18 protein-coding genes and 1 riboswitch are annotated in these 17789 nt (G+C 37.8%); of the genes, 12 read left to right on the top strand and 6 right to left on the bottom strand.

Features of this window, described 5'->3' with window-relative positions:
* Positions 1-2: 2 nt before the first annotated feature.
* Complete coding sequence (locus I2490_RS04570; RefSeq protein ID WP_206458597.1) at positions 3-887, top strand: RnfABCDGE type electron transport complex subunit B; 885 nt, start codon at positions 3-5, stop codon at positions 885-887.
* Between the two features lie 86 nt (positions 888-973).
* Here I2490_RS04570 and I2490_RS04565 read toward each other — a convergent pair whose 3' ends face one another.
* Both I2490_RS04565 and I2490_RS04560 read right to left on the bottom strand, forming a co-directional pair.
* Positions 974-1810: an Mrp/NBP35 family ATP-binding protein gene (locus tag I2490_RS04565; RefSeq protein ID WP_209010578.1), complete on the bottom strand. Its 837-nt coding sequence runs from the start codon at positions 1808-1810 to the stop codon at positions 974-976.
* A 139-nt stretch (positions 1811-1949) separates the two neighbouring features.
* Positions 1950-2966 (bottom strand): FAD:protein FMN transferase, encoded by a 1017-nt coding sequence (locus I2490_RS04560; RefSeq protein WP_206458596.1) that lies wholly within the window; start codon positions 2964-2966, stop codon positions 1950-1952.
* A 42-nt stretch (positions 2967-3008) separates the two neighbouring features.
* Between I2490_RS04560 and I2490_RS04555 the strand changes: the two genes are divergently transcribed.
* On the top strand, positions 3009-3374 hold the full coding sequence (locus I2490_RS04555; protein ID WP_206458595.1) for a NusG domain II-containing protein: 366 nt from the start codon (positions 3009-3011) through the stop codon (positions 3372-3374).
* A 39-nt stretch (positions 3375-3413) separates the two neighbouring features.
* On the top strand, positions 3414-3932 hold the full coding sequence (locus tag I2490_RS04550; RefSeq protein WP_206458594.1) for a Gx transporter family protein: 519 nt from the start codon (positions 3414-3416) through the stop codon (positions 3930-3932).
* On the opposite strand, the gene I2490_RS04545 is transcribed toward I2490_RS04550, so the two are convergent.
* Positions 3873-4358 (bottom strand): hypothetical protein, encoded by a 486-nt coding sequence (locus I2490_RS04545; RefSeq protein ID WP_206458593.1) that lies wholly within the window; start codon positions 4356-4358, stop codon positions 3873-3875. The two genes, I2490_RS04550 and I2490_RS04545, sit on opposite strands and share 60 nt — an antisense overlap.
* 219 nt (positions 4359-4577) lie before the next feature.
* Here I2490_RS04545 and I2490_RS04540 point away from each other — a divergent pair, with 219 nt between their 5' ends.
* From I2490_RS04540 to I2490_RS04500, 9 genes are all read left to right on the top strand, one after another.
* Complete coding sequence (locus I2490_RS04540; protein WP_206458592.1) at positions 4578-4916, top strand: helix-turn-helix domain-containing protein; 339 nt, start codon at positions 4578-4580, stop codon at positions 4914-4916.
* A 194-nt stretch (positions 4917-5110) separates the two neighbouring features.
* Positions 5111-6379, top strand: a complete 1269-nt coding sequence (locus I2490_RS04535) for an SLC13 family permease (RefSeq protein WP_206458591.1) — start codon at positions 5111-5113, stop codon at positions 6377-6379.
* Positions 6380-6418: 39 nt separating this feature from the next.
* The gene (locus I2490_RS04530) at positions 6419-6874 is read left to right on the top strand and encodes a hypothetical protein (protein WP_206458590.1); all 456 of its coding nucleotides are present in this window, start codon (positions 6419-6421) and stop codon (positions 6872-6874) included.
* Between the two features lie 279 nt (positions 6875-7153).
* Positions 7154-8233 carry an ABC transporter ATP-binding protein gene (locus I2490_RS04525; protein WP_206458589.1) on the top strand — a complete coding sequence of 360 codons (1080 nt, stop codon included), beginning with the start codon at positions 7154-7156 and terminating at the stop codon, positions 8231-8233.
* Positions 8230-9045 carry an ABC transporter permease gene (locus I2490_RS04520; RefSeq protein WP_206458588.1) on the top strand — a complete coding sequence of 272 codons (816 nt, stop codon included), beginning with the start codon at positions 8230-8232 and terminating at the stop codon, positions 9043-9045. The genes I2490_RS04525 and I2490_RS04520 overlap by 4 nt, the downstream gene beginning before the upstream one ends.
* Positions 9042-9842, top strand: a complete 801-nt coding sequence (locus I2490_RS04515) for an ABC transporter permease (RefSeq protein WP_206458587.1) — start codon at positions 9042-9044, stop codon at positions 9840-9842. Before I2490_RS04520 ends, I2490_RS04515 begins: the two co-directional genes overlap by 4 nt.
* On the top strand, positions 9839-11068 hold the full coding sequence (locus tag I2490_RS04510) for an ABC transporter substrate-binding protein (protein ID WP_206458586.1): 1230 nt from the start codon (positions 9839-9841) through the stop codon (positions 11066-11068). The genes I2490_RS04515 and I2490_RS04510 overlap by 4 nt, the downstream gene beginning before the upstream one ends.
* Positions 11065-11757, top strand: coding sequence for a DNA alkylation repair protein (locus tag I2490_RS04505; protein WP_206458585.1), 693 nt, complete (start codon positions 11065-11067; stop codon positions 11755-11757). The genes I2490_RS04510 and I2490_RS04505 overlap by 4 nt, the downstream gene beginning before the upstream one ends.
* Positions 11758-11784: 27 nt before the next feature.
* Positions 11785-11866, top strand: a riboswitch (Fluoride riboswitch).
* A 47-nt stretch (positions 11867-11913) separates the two neighbouring features.
* Positions 11914-13185, top strand: a complete 1272-nt coding sequence (locus I2490_RS04500) for a cation:proton antiporter (RefSeq protein WP_206458584.1) — start codon at positions 11914-11916, stop codon at positions 13183-13185.
* Here the strand turns inward: I2490_RS04500 and I2490_RS04495 are convergent.
* The 3 genes from I2490_RS04495 to pflB all read right to left on the bottom strand — a co-directional run bounded on the left by I2490_RS04495 (position 13092) and on the right by pflB (position 17784).
* Positions 13092-14429: an amidohydrolase gene (locus tag I2490_RS04495; RefSeq protein ID WP_206458583.1), complete on the bottom strand. Its 1338-nt coding sequence runs from the start codon at positions 14427-14429 to the stop codon at positions 13092-13094. The genes I2490_RS04500 and I2490_RS04495 overlap by 94 nt on opposite strands.
* A 395-nt stretch (positions 14430-14824) precedes the next feature.
* Entirely contained in the window at positions 14825-15544 is a 720-nt protein-coding gene (gene pflA, locus I2490_RS04490; protein WP_206458582.1) for a pyruvate formate-lyase-activating protein, read from the bottom strand.
* An 8-nt stretch (positions 15545-15552) separates the two neighbouring features.
* Positions 15553-17784 (bottom strand): formate C-acetyltransferase, encoded by a 2232-nt coding sequence (gene pflB / locus I2490_RS04485; protein ID WP_206458581.1) that lies wholly within the window; start codon positions 17782-17784, stop codon positions 15553-15555.
* Positions 17785-17789 lie beyond the last annotated feature (5 nt).

Raw genomic sequence — 17789 nt, 5'->3', positions numbered from 1 at the left:
CAATGTCAGCATTTATGACTCCAGTATTTTTAGTCTGTGTCATCGGCCTTATTGCCGCTGTCATATTGACTTTGGCTGCTAAATTTATGGCAGTCCCTGTAGATGAAACCGCTGTAAAAGTGAGAGAAGTACTTCCTGGTGCAAACTGTGGTGCTTGTGGTTATGCAGGATGTGACGATTATGCTGCTGCTATCGCAGCAGATCCTGATAATGTTGCAGCAAACCTTTGTATCCCAGGCGGTGCAGACACAGCTAGTTCCATCGCTTCTATTTTAGGCGTAGATGCCGGTGCTTCTGTTGCACAGGTTGCAACCGTTCACTGCTCCGGTATTGTAGAAAAAACAAAATCCGACATGGAATACCAAGGCTTTAAAAGCTGTGCAGCAAGCAAATTGTTCTTTAAAGGTCATGGTGCTTGCAAATACGGTTGTATGGGCTATGGTGACTGTCAGGATGCTTGTAACTATAATGCCATTGAAATTTGCAACGGCATTGCTAAGGTAAACAGAGATCTGTGTGTTGGTTGCGGTGCTTGTGCAAAAGCTTGTCCAAACCAATTAATCAGCATTGCTCCAAAAACAAGCAGAGTCTATGTTGGATGCAGCTCTTGCGATACCGGCAAAGAAACACGCAATGTATGCGAAGTTGGATGCATTGCATGTAAGCTATGTGAAAAGGCTTGTAACTTTGATGCGATTCATGTGGAAAACAACCACGCAATCATAGATCCAGAAAAGTGTAAGAATTGCGGATTGTGCGTAAAGGCTTGTCCTCGTCACATCATCCATATGATTCCAAAACCAGGTGCAAAGCCAGTTGTAAAACCTGCAGAACCAAAAAAAGAAGCTCCTGCAGCTGAAAAAGCAGAGGAAGCAAAAACAGAATAAGCGATCTCTCCAAGAAGAGCTTATCAAAGTAAAAAATATAAAAAACCGGTTGCATATACAACCGGTTTTTATATTTCATTTATTTCTTATTTTATTTCTGCCAAAACTCGAGCAGCATCATTCAACTCTTCGCTATTGAAAGATTCAATGGCACCAGCGTCGCAAGCTTTTGCAATTTCTGGATTCATCGCTAACTTAGATAAAACCTTAAGTTGATACTTTGCTGCGGTTTCATCAATATGACTTTCTCCGAAAACATTGATTTTTTCATTGCAATGTGGACATTGCACATAACTCATGTTTTCTACCAACCCAATGATTGGAATATGCATCATCTTTGCCATATTCACAGCCTTTGCAACAATCATAGAAACCAAATCCTGTGGAGATGTTACTACTACGATGCCATCAACCGGTAATGACTGAAATACCGTAAGTGGCACATCACCAGTTCCTGGAGGCATGTCCACAAACAAATAATCTACATCTTCCCAAATTACTTCAGTCCAAAACTGTTTCACAGTACCAGCAATAACTGGACCTCTCCAAATAACTGGATCCGTGTCATCTTCCAACAATAGGTTAGCTGACATCACCTGTATTCCAGTTTTCGTTAATGCAGGAAAAATACCTTCTTCTGTTCCTGTTGCCTTTTCTTTAATTCCAAACATTTTAGGAATCGATGGACCTGTAATATCGGCATCCAATACGCCTACACGATAACCCTGACGACTCATCAGAACAGCCAGCATTCCGGTAACCAAAGATTTTCCAACTCCACCCTTGCCACTTACAACACCGATAACTTTTTTAATGTTACTTTTTGCATGTGGCTTCTCCTGAAAGCTCTTTGGATCTCTTTCACTACAATTTTCACCACAGCTTCCACAATCATGATTGCAGCTTTCACTCACTTGACTCATTTTTATCCTCCATATTTTAAAATGCTTTCTTTTGCATAAAGAATCACAATTACTATTATATTGAACATATGCTCATTTGTCAATTTGCATATCCTTATGTTTCATATTTATCCATGCTTTACAATCATTTTTAAGGCCGCTATTCTTCTCTTAGAACCACGCCATCTGTACTTACGATTGTTCCATCCTTCTTAACAAATATCGCTTCGTATTCGGGCATAGAATCAATCAAAGCCTTTCCTTTCTCAAAACCGAGCATCAAACAAGTTGTCGAGAGTCCATCACAATCTGTCGATTTATCTCCAATGATACTTACCCCATCTAAGTCAGTTTCCATTGGATACCCGGTTTTCGGATCTAATATATGATAAAACAATGTTCCATTCTCAATAAACTTTCGTTCGTATGTGCCAGAAGTAACAATAGATTTGTCTTTCATCTCAACGGTACCTAACAATTCTTTTTCACCATTATTATTCTCACCAAACGGTTTTTCAATTCCGATACTCCAAGGAACATCCTTTTCCTTTTCTCCAATGCAAACTACATTTCCTCCTAGGTTAATGACCGCTTTCGATACCCCATTTTCCTTAAGAAACTCTCCAGCTTTATCTGCAATGTATCCTTTTGCAATCCCTCCCAAATCCAGTTTCGCCTGCGGGTCATCCAAAAAGACTTCAATCATTTCTTCATTTGATTTTATATGAATTTGCTGATAACCAATATGAGGCAATGCAGCATCAATCTCCTCTGCATCCGGTACCGACGGATTTTCTCCGCTGAAATTCCAAAGCTCAGCCAGTTTTCCTAAGGTAATATCAAAAAGACCATGTGAAATCGTTCCATATTCCATCCCTTTTTTTATGACCTCTGCCGTTGTTGCATCCACTTTAACCGCTTGTCCGCCTGCTGCATTTATTTTACCAATGTCGCTTTCCTCTATAGTACGACTCAATCGATTTTCATACTCTCTGCAAAGAGCAAAGGTTTCTTTTATCAGCCCTTCATCCCCACCCTCATATAAAGTGATGGTACATACTGTATTTAACAGAAAATCCGTCTGCGAAACAGGGGCTTTCCCTGCACACGCTGTTTGTGATAAAATAAAGATTAGTATTAAAACACATACTAATAGTCTGCGTTGTAATTTTTTCATAAGTTCCTCGCATTCTTTCAATAAATATTTAGGTGGTAAAATATGATTAAAAAAGCCGACATTTTCTTGGGAATTGCATTGATTATCCTTTGTCTTACTTTATCCTTTGCACTTGCCCAAAGCGATGTTTCTCCAAAATTTGTCAGAGTGTCAGTAGGCTCTGAACTCTATGGTACCTATGATTTGTCACAAAATCAAGATATAACGATCAAAAAAAACGGACATACCAATGTAATTCAAATTTTAAATCAACAAGTGAAAATGATAGAATCGGATTGTAAAAATAAAGTCTGTATCGAGCAGGGCCGTATTGAGCAAGTAAATCAAAGCATTGTATGTTTGCCTAACCATGTAATTGTGACCATTGAAGGCGAAAAAAACACGACAACCGATTCTATTTCGTATTAAAAAAAGACACCAAATGGTGTCGGCTATTTGAGGTAATCCATGTCTATTACAACATTAAACACAAAAACGAAAAAATTATCCATAAGTGCAGCTTTAACATCACTCGCGCTTATTTTTTCCTACATTGAATTTTTAATTCCGTTTTCTTTCGGAAATACTGGTATTAAATTAGGGCTTGCAAATGTAGTAATCGTCGTAGCACTTTACACCATCGGGGAATCTTATGCCTTTTCCATTAACATTCTTCGCGTTTTGCTGTCTGGCGCCCTTTTTGGGAATGTCTTTGCAATTGCTTATTCGTTAGCCGGAGCTGTTTTTAGTTTTTTTTGTATGCTTGCTTTGAAAAAAACAGGATGGTTTAGTATTACTGGTGTAAGTATGGCAGGCGGAGTTGCGCATAATCTAGGGCAAATTATAGCTGCTTCGCTGCTCATTGAAAGCTTAAAAATCTTTTACTATTTTCCGGTACTTGTTTTTTCCGGTATGATTACAGGTATTTTAATCGGCATTATTGCATATTTCATCTGCAAGCGCATCAATCAATGGAAACGCTTTTAAACCCATGCAATAACCAGATTCGCTAGACTCAAAATGACATTTTGATAGCTCTAGTACCTGTACACTCTCTTTCCAGCGACAATTATAAAACTTACCTCTCATCATTTCTTTTTCCAGATCAACTTTGGCAACAATCTCAAAATTTCCTTCCAATAATTTTTCATTTCCTCTCTCTGATGCAATGACTTCTTTTAAATATAACTCTCCTGATTTTGTTTCAAAGCGACCGCTCACTAGAAAGGTATTGCTTTTATTTTCTTGCAGACTATTTCCTTCCCTTTCATCGAAAATAATTTCTGTTACTTTCCCTTTCACATTGCCCTTTTCATCTACGGTTTCAATACATAATATCAAAGGATTATCCGGAATATAATTATGAATTCGTTCAAAATATGTAACACCTTTCCAATCACCAAGTAATTTCATAATACGCTCCTCACTTTTGATTTTCATTTCATTTTTTAATGTACATTTATTTTATTTATCACTCTATTATTTCTTTATAACCAAATATATCTTTAGTGTATTGCGATTGTGATATTATGTCAATACTTTTAAGGACTATTTATTATTGCTTTTATGGCTTTGTTGCAATAAATAAAAAGAGTTATGATAATTGAAAGTACAGGTGTTAGGAGTTTATTCATGGATGATTTACAAGTACAAATCGGAATTAAAATACGTGAATTTCGTACAGCTTTAGGATACAGCATTGAAGAATTATCCCATAAAGCAGGATTGAACCCGTCTCATTTAGGCAAAATTGAACGCGGCGAGCGGAATTTTACGATAGGCAGCCTAGAGAAAATATTGAATGCTTTGCATCTTACACCTGTGGAATTTTTTTCTGAAAGCAAAATTTCCTGTCCTACTGAAAATTACTTGATCACAAAGACACTATCTTATTTGCAAAGCATGACCGTAGAGGAGCAAGAGCATATTTATAAAACGGCTGTTTTATTATCTGAACGTCAGCCAAAATAACATTAGAAAATTAATTGAATATTATATAAATTCTCATTTGATTAACTTTTTACCGTCGTGTTAAAAAGTTAATTTTTTTGTTGCACTTAAGAATAGAAAGGTCTATTATGTATAAGTTGGTCTAATCTGTTTATTTTACTATATATAGATCGAAATATAGACCCAAAAAAATATTTTTACTTGGAGGTAATAGAATGATATCACAGCAATTTATCGCAGTTATCATATTTTTTGTGGTAATCGTCGCAATCATGTCTGAAAAAGTACATCGTGCTGTAGCCGCTGTAGCCGGCTCTGTATTATTAGTACTATTAAGAGTGTTGACTATTGATACATGCATTTCATACATCGACTTTAATACAATCGGAGTCTTAATCGGTATGATGCTTTTTGTAGCTGTTGTAAGAAATTCGGGTCTTTTTGAATATGTTGCAATTAAAGCAGCAAAATTGGCAAAAGGTGACCCTTGGAAAATTATGATGTTTTTCATGATTTTAACTGCTATATTATCTGCTTTTTTAGATAATGTAACAACGGTTCTATTAATTGGACCTATGACGATCGCCATTACTCGTATGCTTCGAATTAATCCGGTACCGTTTTTAATGACGCAAATCATATCATCAAATATCGGAGGTACCGCTACTTTAATTGGTGACCCTCCAAATATTATGATTGGAAGTGCTGCACATTTAAGTTTCATGGACTTTGTTGTAAATTTAGGTCCGGGTATTATTGTAATTTTATCCATTACAATTGTTTGTATCTATTTTATTTATGGAAAAAAACTAATTGTTGATGATTCTGCAATGGAAGAAGTTCTGAAATTGGATGAAAAAAAATCAGTTAAGGATGCCTCTCTTATGAGAAAAAGTCTTATTATGACCGCATTCGTTGCACTTGGCTTTCTTTTTCACAGCGCTTTGGAAATTGAATCTTCCATCATTGCATTAACTGCTGCTTCTATTATTCTTATCATTGGAAAACAAGATGTCGATGAAATCATTGCAAATGTAGAATGGTCCACCATATTATTTTTTACTGGACTATTCATCGTAGTTGGTGGTATGGTTGAAGTAGGAATCATCGATAAGCTAGCACACCTTCTAATGGATGTGACGGAAGGCCACTTGGTTATGACCATGTTAGTCCTTCTTTGGATTTCTGCTATACTATCTTCCATCTTAGATAACATTCCTTTTGTTGCCACCTTGATTCCATTAATTCTTACCATGGAGCAAAGCGGTCTTGATGTTATGCCTCTTTGGTGGGCGATCTCATTAGGTGCATGTCTCGGTGGAAATGGTACCTTGATCGGCGCTTCTGCAAATGTTGTGCTATCTGGCATCAGTAACAAGCATGGATACCCGATTACCTTTGTTCAATATCTCAAAATCGGATACCCCATGATGATTCTATCCGTGCTGCTTGCTACTATTTATTTGGTAGTGCGCTTTGTTTAATAATCGTTCTCTGTTATAATCCAGAAAGGGAGTGGAATGATGAATCGTAATACAATTGAAGGCGATTTAATTGAAGTAAGCTTAAGACAATTGGGTGCAACAAAAATAAAAGAAATCTGCAGTGTTATGTATTTTGTAGAATTTGAATTAACGGATACCTTAACGATATCTTATATTTATAATATCACGCATAAAGAAAAGTATTATTTGCAGCGTGTGAAACCATATCCAATTCCTCAGGGTAAATTTGCCGATGAAAGAGAAATTGTAGATTATATAACAAAAGATGTGAATAAATTTAGAAATGCGACTGGAAGCAGTAATTTTCAAACATTTCTTGGTGTAACGGAAAAAGTTTGTACCATTACAGACCGCATGGAAGAATTGTTTCTAAATCACAATGTTCATGGTGATGATTTAACGTTACTCAACGATCAGCTCGATGCATTGATCAGTGGAATGGATACCGTGCGCCGTGCCGCAAAAGAACTATAACATACAGAGGCAGCAAAGCCAGTTTGAGCTGGGTTAACTGCCTCTTTTTTTTTATTTATGAAAATCTATTGACATTTTTCGCGTTTCTCGATATATTTTACCTTGCTTTAACTAGCATCTAGCCATTTTACAGCTGCGTATGTATCACCTTAATCCGTACCATAGAAAACCCGTAGGTGCGGTCAAAAACCTTTTGCGGGGGAGTGATATCAAAAGCAACTGTGGCCACGCAGGAGGTAGTGTCCTGCATGACTAAATCCGCAAAGGGGGATGCATAAAATGCACAAAAATACTTTAATTAGTCTAAAAAATATTTCTGTTGAATTCGATGGTGAAAAAATCCTAAATGGGATTAACCTCGACATTAATGATAAGGAATTCGTTACACTTCTGGGTCCTTCCGGGTGTGGAAAAACAACCACGCTTCGTATCATTGGAGGCTTTATTGATCCGGACCAGGGTGACGTTTTTTTTGATGGCGTAAGACTGAATGGTGTACCACCATACAAAAGGCATATCAATACTGTATTTCAAAGATATGCACTCTTTCCACACTTGAATGTCTACGAAAACATCGAATTCGGTCTAAAAATCAACAAAAAGTTACCAGAAAGCGAACGAAAAGCATTGGTTAAAGAAATGCTCGCTTTGGTCAATCTAAAGGGCTTTGAGTTACGTAAAGTAACACAGCTATCCGGTGGACAACAGCAGCGTGTTGCAATTGCAAGGGCTCTGGTTAACCATCCTCGTGTATTGCTTTTAGACGAGCCTTTGGGTGCTTTAGATCTAAAGCTGCGTAAGGAAATGCAAATAGAACTCAAACGTATTCAGCAGCGGCTTAACATTACATTTATTTATGTCACGCATGATCAAGAGGAAGCGCTTACGATGTCCGATCGTGTCATTGTTATGAAAGATGGTAACATTCTTCAAATCGGATCACCAACCGATATTTATAACGAGCCAGTGAATGCTTTCGTTGCTGATTTTATTGGTGAAAGCAATATCTTAGATGGAATCATGCATGAAGATTATTTGGTTGAATTCGCAGGAAAAAAATTAGAGTGTGTTGACTTTGGTTTTGCAAAAAAAGAAGCTGTGGATGTTGTCATTCGTCCAGAAGACTGGAAAATCAGCGCATCAGAACAGGGACAATTCAGTGCCATTGTGGATTCGATTATCTTCAAGGGCGTTCATTGGGAAATCATCGCAAAACATGATGACCTATCCTTTATGATTCATACCACTCAAAAATACGAAGTTGGGACAAGCATTGGTATGTCTGTTGTTCCGGAAGATATACATATTATGCATAAGATGCCTCCTGAGGGGGATTCAAAACAGGAGGAAGAAGCATGAAAGTAAAAGCGACTGCCTCCCCATATCTCTTATGGATGGCATTATTTATTATTATTCCTCTGGGCTTGGTTGCTTATTTTTCTGTAACCGATCGTTTGGGAAATTTCAGCTTAGAAAATTATAGGGCTTCTCTCGCTTATTCTCCAGTCATTTTTAACTCTATTTGGCTGGCGATTATTGCAACGGTGATTTGCCTTATTTTAGCTTATCCATTGGCTTACAATTTTTCCAGAAAAAGTGCCAATCATCAAAGAACACTCATATTACTGATTATGCTCCCTATGTGGATGAATTTTTTACTTCGTACGTATGCTTGGATGACTTTACTGGAGAACAACGGTCTAATCAATCGATTTTTTGGTCTCTTTGGTCTTGGACCCTTTGAAATGATTAATACATCAGGAGCTGTAGTTTTGGGTATGGTGTATAACTACCTTCCATTTATGATTTTGCCGCTATACTCTGTCATGACAAAAATTGACCATTCTCTGATTGAAGCAGCACAAGACTTGGGTTGCAATTCCATCCAAGTTTTAAAAAATGTTATTATACCCCTTAGTATGCCCGGTGTCACCACAGGAGTAACTATGGTTTTCGTCCCTGCAGTTTCTACCTTTGTTATTTCTCGCATGCTTGGAGGCGGCTCCAACATGTTAATTGGTGATTTGATTGAAATGCAATTTTTAGGTAATGCCTATAATCCAAACTTAGGTTCTGCCCTTTCCATGGTACTAATGGTCATTATCTTAATCTGTATGGCATTGACCAATATGTTTGAAGGGGTTGAAGAAAAGGAGGGTATGCTGCTATGAGTAAATGGCTTTCAAGAAGCTACATCGGTCTTGTGCTTACCTTTCTCTATGCACCAATTTTTGTGTTGATTTTATATTCCTTTAATCAGAGTAAAAGTCGAGGACATTGGACAGGATTCAGCTTACGATGGTATGAAAAATTATTTCATAACGATGCTATATTAAATGCTTTTATGACGACACTGCTCGTTGCAGTTATAGCGTCCGTAATAGCTACCGTTTTAGGTACTGCGGCAGCCATTGGTATTCATAATATGAGGAAGCGCTCACGTACTGCAATAATGAATATCACTTATTTACCGGTGATTAATCCAGAAATTGTTATGGGTGTATCCCTTATGCTATTATTTGTCTTAATGGGGATTAAATTTGGTCTCATAACCTTAATACTGGCTCACATAACTTTTAATTTGCCATATGTCATACTGAGTGTCATGCCAAAGCTTCGTCAAATGGATCATTACCTGTTTGAAGCTGCAATGGACCTTGGATGTACCCCTTTACAGGCTTTCATGAAGGTGACCCTTCCTGAAATTATGCCAGGTATTGTAACGGGCTTTCTAATGGCATTTACATTCTCTTTGGACGATTTTAACATTAGTTATTTTGTAAGCGGGGATAAATTCCAGACTCTGCCGATTCTCATCTATTCTATGACGAGAAAACGTGTAAGTCCTGAAATCAATGCCTTATCTGCCATCATTTTTATTGTTGTACTGCTAGTTCTTATTTTGGTAAATATTAATGATGTGCGAAGAGAAAAAGAATTACGAAAGAAGGAGGATGCACTGCGATGAAACAAAATTTTCGACTATTTTTTTGCTGGGCAGCCATAACCGTAATTCTTCTTTCCTCGACTCTAACTCCTGCTTATGCCTTTGAGCCGAAGGATCAAAACTATTATGAACGCTTTCAAGGAAAAGGTATATCTATCAGCGTTTATAACTGGGGAGAGTATATATGCAACGGTGGTGACGGATTAATGAATGTAAATGAAGAATTTACAAAACTAACCGATATCAAAGTTAACTATACGAATTATGCAACCAACGAAGAGCTTTATGCAAAGATGAAAAGCGGCGGATCAAATTACGATGTTATTTTTCCGTCGGATTATATGATTGCACGTATGATGAAAGAAAACATGCTGGCGCCACTGAATCATGAAAACATTCCAAATGCATCCTATATTAATCCATTATTTCATGATAACAGCTACGACCCGGGAAACGTTTATTCGATTCCTTATACTTGGGGAACGGTCGTTATCATTTATAACAAAAATAAAATAAAAGAACCCATAGAAAGCTGGCAAGTTTTATGGGATGAACGATATAAAAATGAAATATTGATGTTCAGTAATTCCAGAGATGCCTTTGGAATTGCACTAAAGGCACTCGGATATTCTCTCAACAGTGAAGATCCAAAAGAATTGCGTGAAGCTACTGACCTTTTAAAAGAACAGAAACCTTTTGTACAATCGTATGTCATGGATCAAATTTTTGACAAAATGGAAGCAAATGAAGCTATGATTGCACCTTACTATGCCGGAGATGCCATTTCAATGATGGAATCAAACGAGGATCTTGCCGTAGCATTTCCAAAGGAAGGTACCAATCTCTTTGTGGATGCTGTTTGCATTCCAGCGAACAGCGACAATCAAGAAGCCGCTGAAATGTACATCAATTTTTTAAATGAACCGAAAGTGGCTGCGGATAACATCGAATACATTGGCTATTCCAGCCCAAATCTAGCAGCTTTCGATTTATTAGATGAGGAAATTCAAAACAATGAAATCATTTATCCATCAATGGAGATTTTAGAGCAATCCGAACAGTTTATTAATTTATCCGATGAAACAAATCTAAGAATGGATCAACTTTGGACAGAAGTACTTGCAAGCAAAGGAAGCTTTCTTTCGTGGGGTTTTGCTCCGGTCGTAACCATCTTAGCCTTGTTTGCGACAAAAAATTGGATGAAATATAACCGAAGAAAAAAACGTAAAAGGATGGTAGATGAATGAATACTTTAGCAAAGGAAATAAAAGAACAGCTATTTTCTATGGCAGATGAGTCTTACCGAAACTTCCATAGTAATTTGGTTCCAGGCGTACATAATATTATAGGTGTTCGTCTTCCAATGCTACGCACCCTTGCAAAAGAAATTGTAAAAGGAGAATGGGAGTCCTTTTTACAATGTGCCGAAAATGAATATTATGAGGAAGTCATACTGCAAGGATTAGTCATCGGCTGTGCGAAAATGGATTTTTCATTTCGGCTTTCTTATATCAAAGCATTTGTACCTAAAATAAATAACTGGGCTGTCTGCGACAGCTTTTGCAGCAGTTTAAAAGACACAAAAAAGCATCAAGAAGAAATGCTTTCTTTTTTACAGCCTTACATTCATTCAAAGGAAGAATTTTCATTGCGTTTTGCAATTGTAATGCTCATGGATTACTACATATCTGAGCAATATATTGATATGGTTCTTTCTCTGATGGATTCCATCAAACACGAAGGTTACTATGTAAAAATGGCAATTGCTTGGGCGATTTCCGTTTGCTTTGTAAAATTTCCGGAAAAAACATTGATATTCTTGCAAAACAATCATTTAGACAACTTTACTTATAATAAAGCGTTACAGAAGACCATTGAATCGCTTCGGGTGGAAAAAGAAACTAAAAATATGCTTCGCAGTATGAAGCGAAAGTAATTGACAGATTCCGACGAATTAGATATAGTATTCTTTGGGAATGAAGTTCTCCCTTAGTGAACATACTTCACTAAAACCGCGTAATTAAGCTGATGACTTCTGTGATTTTATCGCAGGAAGTGTCAGCTTTTTCTGCGTTTTAGGAGGTATTTTTTTATGTTAACAAGTCTAGCGTATATTTTTTTATTGGGTTTACTCTTAGGTTGGGTTTTTCAAAAAATCAAACTGCCAAGTTTGCTTGGGATGCTCCTTTCCGGAATACTTTTAGGCCCTTCTTTCTTTAACTTACTCGATTCGTCGATTCTTTCCATTTCAGCGGATCTTCGTCAATTGGCATTGGTTATCATTTTAACACGTGCCGGTCTTTCCCTGCGTTTGGAAGACCTAAAAAAAGTTGGCCGCCCAGCATTTCTCATGTGTTTTGTTCCTGCAAGCTTTGAAATTATAGCCATTTCTATTTTTGCCCCATTGTTATTTGGAATTTCCACATTGGAAGCTGCAATCTTGGGAAGTGTACTTGCAGCCGTTTCTCCCGCAATCATTGTTCCTCGAATGATTCGCTTAATTCATGAAGGTTACGGCACTAAAAAAAGCATACCCCAGCTTGTATTAGCCGGAGCATCCGTTGACGATGTTTTTGTAATTGTTCTATTTACTTCTTTTGTCGCTTTGGCTAGTGGAAAAGGAATTGAAGCACAAAACTTCATTAACATTCCGATTTCCATCCTTCTCGGTATTGCTTTTGGCGCTATTTGCGGGTACCTTCTCAGTCGATTCTTTCAAAAGTTTCATACACGAGATTCGGTAAAAGTTATAAATCTTCTTAGTCTGTCATTTCTGATGATTGCATTAGAGCAAGCAATCAAAGGGTTCATTCCATTCTCCGGTCTTTTGGCAATCATGAGTATGGGCATTGCCCTAAATAAATTTAACAGCGAGACAGCAGAGCTGCTTTCTGTAAAATATAACAAGCTCTGGGTTGCTGCTGAAGTCATTTTATTTGTCTTAGTTGGAGCTATCGTTGATTTGAATTATGCAATGTCGGCGGGTTTTACTGCAGTTCTGCTTATTTTTGCAGCACTCATCGTTCGTATGATTGGAGTTGCCTTCTGTCTCATTAAAACAAATTTTACTGTCAAGGAACGAATTTTTACAATGCTTTCTTATACACCAAAAGCAACGGTGCAGGCCGCCATTGGAAGCATACCACTTTCCATGGGTCTGCCCTGTGGTCAACTTGTACTAACCGTTGCCGTTCTTTCCATATTATTGACTGCACCAATTGGTGCTTTCAGTATTGACGCCACTTATACAAGATTGCTTACAAAAGAGAATCAATCCTGTGACCTTTCTTCGCATAATGCGAGAATGCTTTCAAAAAATAATTTTGCCGCCGGAGCCAAAACAGCTTCGTCAAAATCAAAATGATCGTTATGATGTGGCGCACTTAATGTACTGCCAATAAGCATATAGGTTGCTTTTCCGCCATTATCGGAAACTGCATTTATAAGCTCGGTTACATCCTCGCTCGCGCTAAATTCCAATTCATCAATGACTTCTTTGAAAAAAGGTATGGTGCTCGCTTGCTCTGCAACAAATTCTGCTAATTCATCGTTGCATTGCGCACAGCCTGCACCTCCTACAATTTCTATCTTATAGTCACAGCCCTCCATGGTTGCGGCACCTTCACAAATGGTCTCAACTTGCTTTTGCATATATTGGTTGACTTCATCTGTACTGCCTCTTGTTTCTAATACCAAAATAGCATAATCCGGTATGACGTTGGTAGGTCCATCCGCACATAATGTCCCGACATTAACGCGGCTAATCCCTTCACTATGACGTGAAATTCCCAAGATATTCAATGTAGCATTACAAGCAGCAGCTAAAGCGTTTTGTCCAGCTTGCGGACAATTCCCTGCATGAGAAGATTTCCCATAAAAGGTTACCTTTATTTTCGTCGTTGCCAAAAATTCTGTTGTGGCAGCTGCAATCATTCCCAAACGATTTGCTTTTAGTCCGATATGTCCGGAAAGCATATAATCGACACCCTTCGTCAATTCCGTTTGCGCAAATGCAACTGCTCCACGAACTTCCTCCTCTGCTGGCTGAAACAATACACGTATTTCACCACAAAACAATTCTCTATTTTCCTGCAGCTGTTTTATCACACCTAATCCAATTGCCACATGACCATCGTGCCCGCAGGCATGCATAACCCCAGAATGTTGAGATACAAAATCTTCTCTATAAGGACGATGCTCTTCACTCATGCATTCTTGAAGCTCGTTTGCATCGATATCAAAGCGAAGCAAGATAGTAGGCGCTTTTAAACTTCTTGTTTTTTCTCCTTTAATTACTGCAATGACCCCAGTAAAACCGCCTGTCATTTTTTCGATTAAATCTTCACGTCCGGTTTCTTTAATTGCACGTTCCACTGCTTTTTTATCATTGCTTTCATCCGGAAATCCCCTTCGTAGCTCTGCATCAAGAATTTCCTTTCCAAAATGATATTCCACACCCCATTTTTCAAGATGCTCGATAATGCGTGCTGTTGTACGATATTCCTGCCACCCCAACTCGGGATAGCGATGCAGTTCTCTTCGGATTGCAATCAAGTTACTCGAAAATGCATCATTTTGTTCATTTGGTTCTTCCATACTCTGTTTCATACTAGCTCCTTATTAATCTCTATATTACTATTTCATTCTTCCTATTGGGACATTCCATTTCATTATAGACTTTAATGAATTAAGAAGAAAGACTTAAGTAAAAAAAGTGGCTTTGCCACTCCACTAGGGAACCCCATGGTTCCCTTTGGCGCTCATTTTATTCGCTGAGCACCCTCCTTTATGGGCAAAGAGGCTTCCGCCCAATGCCTTTTTTCCACAGCTTTAGCTGTAATGGAAAAACGGACAGCGAAATGAGCTTTGCGAATGTAGGTGCACTTCCCTTTTTATCTAATAGGAAATATCGTTAGCTTTTTCTATTAGATAAAAAATATAGCATAAGGGAGCACCATTCAAAAAGTGCCCCCTTCTTATTAAAATATTTATTAAATATATTTTTAGTTTATATTACGATCTAAATATTGATACAATTTTTTTACATCATCACTCTTCATCTCCGGTACCTTCTCGAATGGAAATGAAATGCCAAGTGTCTGATATTTTTCCAAACAAAGCTTACGAAACGGCAAAAGCTCTATTTTTTCCAAATCAGGATATTGATTTAAAAATGCACCAAGTTTTTGAATGTGTTCCTTTGCATCGGTAAGACCAGGAACGATTACATTGCGTACCCAAAACGGTTTCTTTTGCTCTTTCATAAGCTCCAAAAAAGAACAAACCGTTTTAAAGCTCCCTCTGCAATACTCTTGATATCCTCCTTCGGAAAGGAATTTCACATCACATAATATCAAATCAGTATACGAGAAAACTTTTTTTATCTTTTCCGTATCTGTACAGCCAATACCTGAGGTATCCAAAGCAGTATGAATCCCCTCTTCTTTTAATCTTTTGAATAGTTGTGTTATAAAATCGATCTGTAAAAGAGGTTCTCCTCCTGTAACGGTGACACCCCCATTCTTTTGAAAATATGGACGGTATCTCAAAATCTTCTTTACCACTTCATCCACTTCATAAAGAGTTCCACTGCTGCTATCCCAAGTATCGGGATTGTGACAATAGGCACAGCGAAGCGGACAACCCTGCATAAACACGACATACCGAAGTCCCGGACCATCCACCGCTCCCATAGATTGAAAGGAATGTATTCTCCCTAGCATAAATCACCTCACACGCTCTGATGGAAGGTACGAGAGATTACTTCCCTCTGCTGTTCCTTTGTCAGCTTATAGAAATTTACAGCATATCCGGAAACACGAATGGTTAAATTCGGATATTTTTCTGGATTTTCATAAGCTTCTAACAACGTTTCACGATTCAATACATTCACATTAATGTGATGTGCCATCTGCGCAAAATATCCTTCTAAAAGTGCCACTAAATTTGAGATTCTTTCACTCTCCGTCTTTCCAAGTGCTTCCGGTACAATTGAGAATGTATTGGAAATGCCATCCTTACAGTACTCATACGAAATCTTCGCAATCGAATTGAGTGCAGCTAATGCTCCGTTTTTCTCTCTTCCATGCATTGGATTCGCTCCTGGTGCAAATGCTTCTCCTGCTTTTCTTCCATCCGGTGTTGAGCCTGTCTTCTTCCCATATACTACATTTGAAGTTATTGTTAAAATGGACAATGTGTGTTCTGCATCCTTATAAAGAGGTGTTTTTTGTAATTCCTTGAAGAAAAGTTCCATTTGTTCACAGGCGATGGAATCTACACGATCATCATCATTTCCGAATGCTGGGTATTCTCCTTCGATTTCAAAATCAGAAATTAAACCAGTTTCTTTATCTCGAATACATTTTACCTTTGCATACTTTATTGCAGATAAGGAATCTGCCAAAACGCTCATTCCTGCTACACCAAAGGACATATAACGATGCACCTTTGTATCGTGCAATGCCATCTGTGTTTTTTCGTAAGCATATTTATCATGCATATAATGAATGACATTCATAGTATTTGCATACATTTTCGCCATCCATGGACGATAAAAATCAAGAAGTGTAATTACCTTATCATAATCAAGATATTCTTCCGTGTAGCTTTCCGAAACAGGCCCTACCTGAACGTTTTTCTTTTCGTCCTTTCCTCCATTTAAAGACAACAGCAACAGCTTTGCAAGGTTTGCTCTTGCCCCAAAGAACTGCATTTCCTTACCAACACGCATTGCAGAAACACAGCAAGCAATCGCATAATCGTCTCCGAATTTAGGACGCATTAAATCATCATTTTCATATTGAATGGCATCGGTTTCGCAAGATACCTTTGCACAATAACGTTTAAAATTTTCCGGTAAATCATTCGACCAAAGAACGGTTAAATTTGGTTCTGCAGACGTACCTAAATTGTAAAGAGTATGAAGGATTCGATAGGAATTCTTAGTTACTAATGTCCTTCCATCCTCACCCATACCACCAATGGCTTCTGTAATCCACATCGGATCGCCGCCGAACAATTCATTATAATCCGGAGTTCGAAGATGACGGGCCATGCGAAGCTTTATTACAAAATCATCCATAATTTCCTGAACTTCAGATTCGGTTAGTACCCCGTTTTTTAAATCGCGTTCAAAATAAACATCTAAAAATGTTGTGATTCTTCCAAGACTCATTGCAGCACCGTTTTGTTCCTTAATGGAACCTAAATAGCCAAAATATAACCATTGTACTGCTTCTTTCGCGTTCTGTGCAGGCTTTGAAATATCAAACCCATACATCTCTGCCATCTCTTTTAGCTTACCAAGGAAATTAATCTGCTGGAATAATTCTTCAAGCTGACGAATGTTATCCACGTCCATCAATTCTTCCCCAATGGCTTCTTTATCTTTTTTCTTTTCCTCAATCAATCGATCAATTCCGTAAAGAGCAACTCTGCGATAATCTCCAATGATACGTCCTCTTCCGTAAGCATCCGGCAAACCAGTAATCAAACCGCAATGTCTGGCTGCTTTTGTCGTTTCATTATAAACACGAAATACACCATCATTGTGTGTGGTACGATATTGAAATTCATCCTCAACCTTTCGTGACAATTCATAACCATATGCTTTGCAGGCATCTCTTGTCATTTTCAAACCGCCAAATGGATTAACACCTCTTTTTAAAGGACGATCTGTTTGCAAACCAACAATCAGCTCGTTTTCTTTGTCTAAATATCCCGGTTTATAATTTAAAAGTGATGTAACAGTTTGCGTATCTATATCTAGAACCCCACCGAATTCTCTCTCTAAAGCAAATAGATTGTTTAATTTATGCATCAATTCTTCCGTTCTTTTGGTTGCAGAACAAAGGAAATCCTCATTGCCCTCATACGGCGTATAATTCTTCTGAATAAACTCTCTTACATTGATTTCTTTTTGCCATTCTCCCGGCACAAAACCGGCCCACTGTGTAAACATAATAA

It is taken from the genome of Anaerovorax sp. IOR16 (assembly GCF_017168145.1).
In the GTDB taxonomy this organism is placed as follows: Bacteria; Bacillota; Clostridia; order Peptostreptococcales; family Anaerovoracaceae; genus IOR16.
Note: the sequence above shows the minus strand (reverse complement) of the source record. Positions and strands in the feature narration are given on the sequence as shown.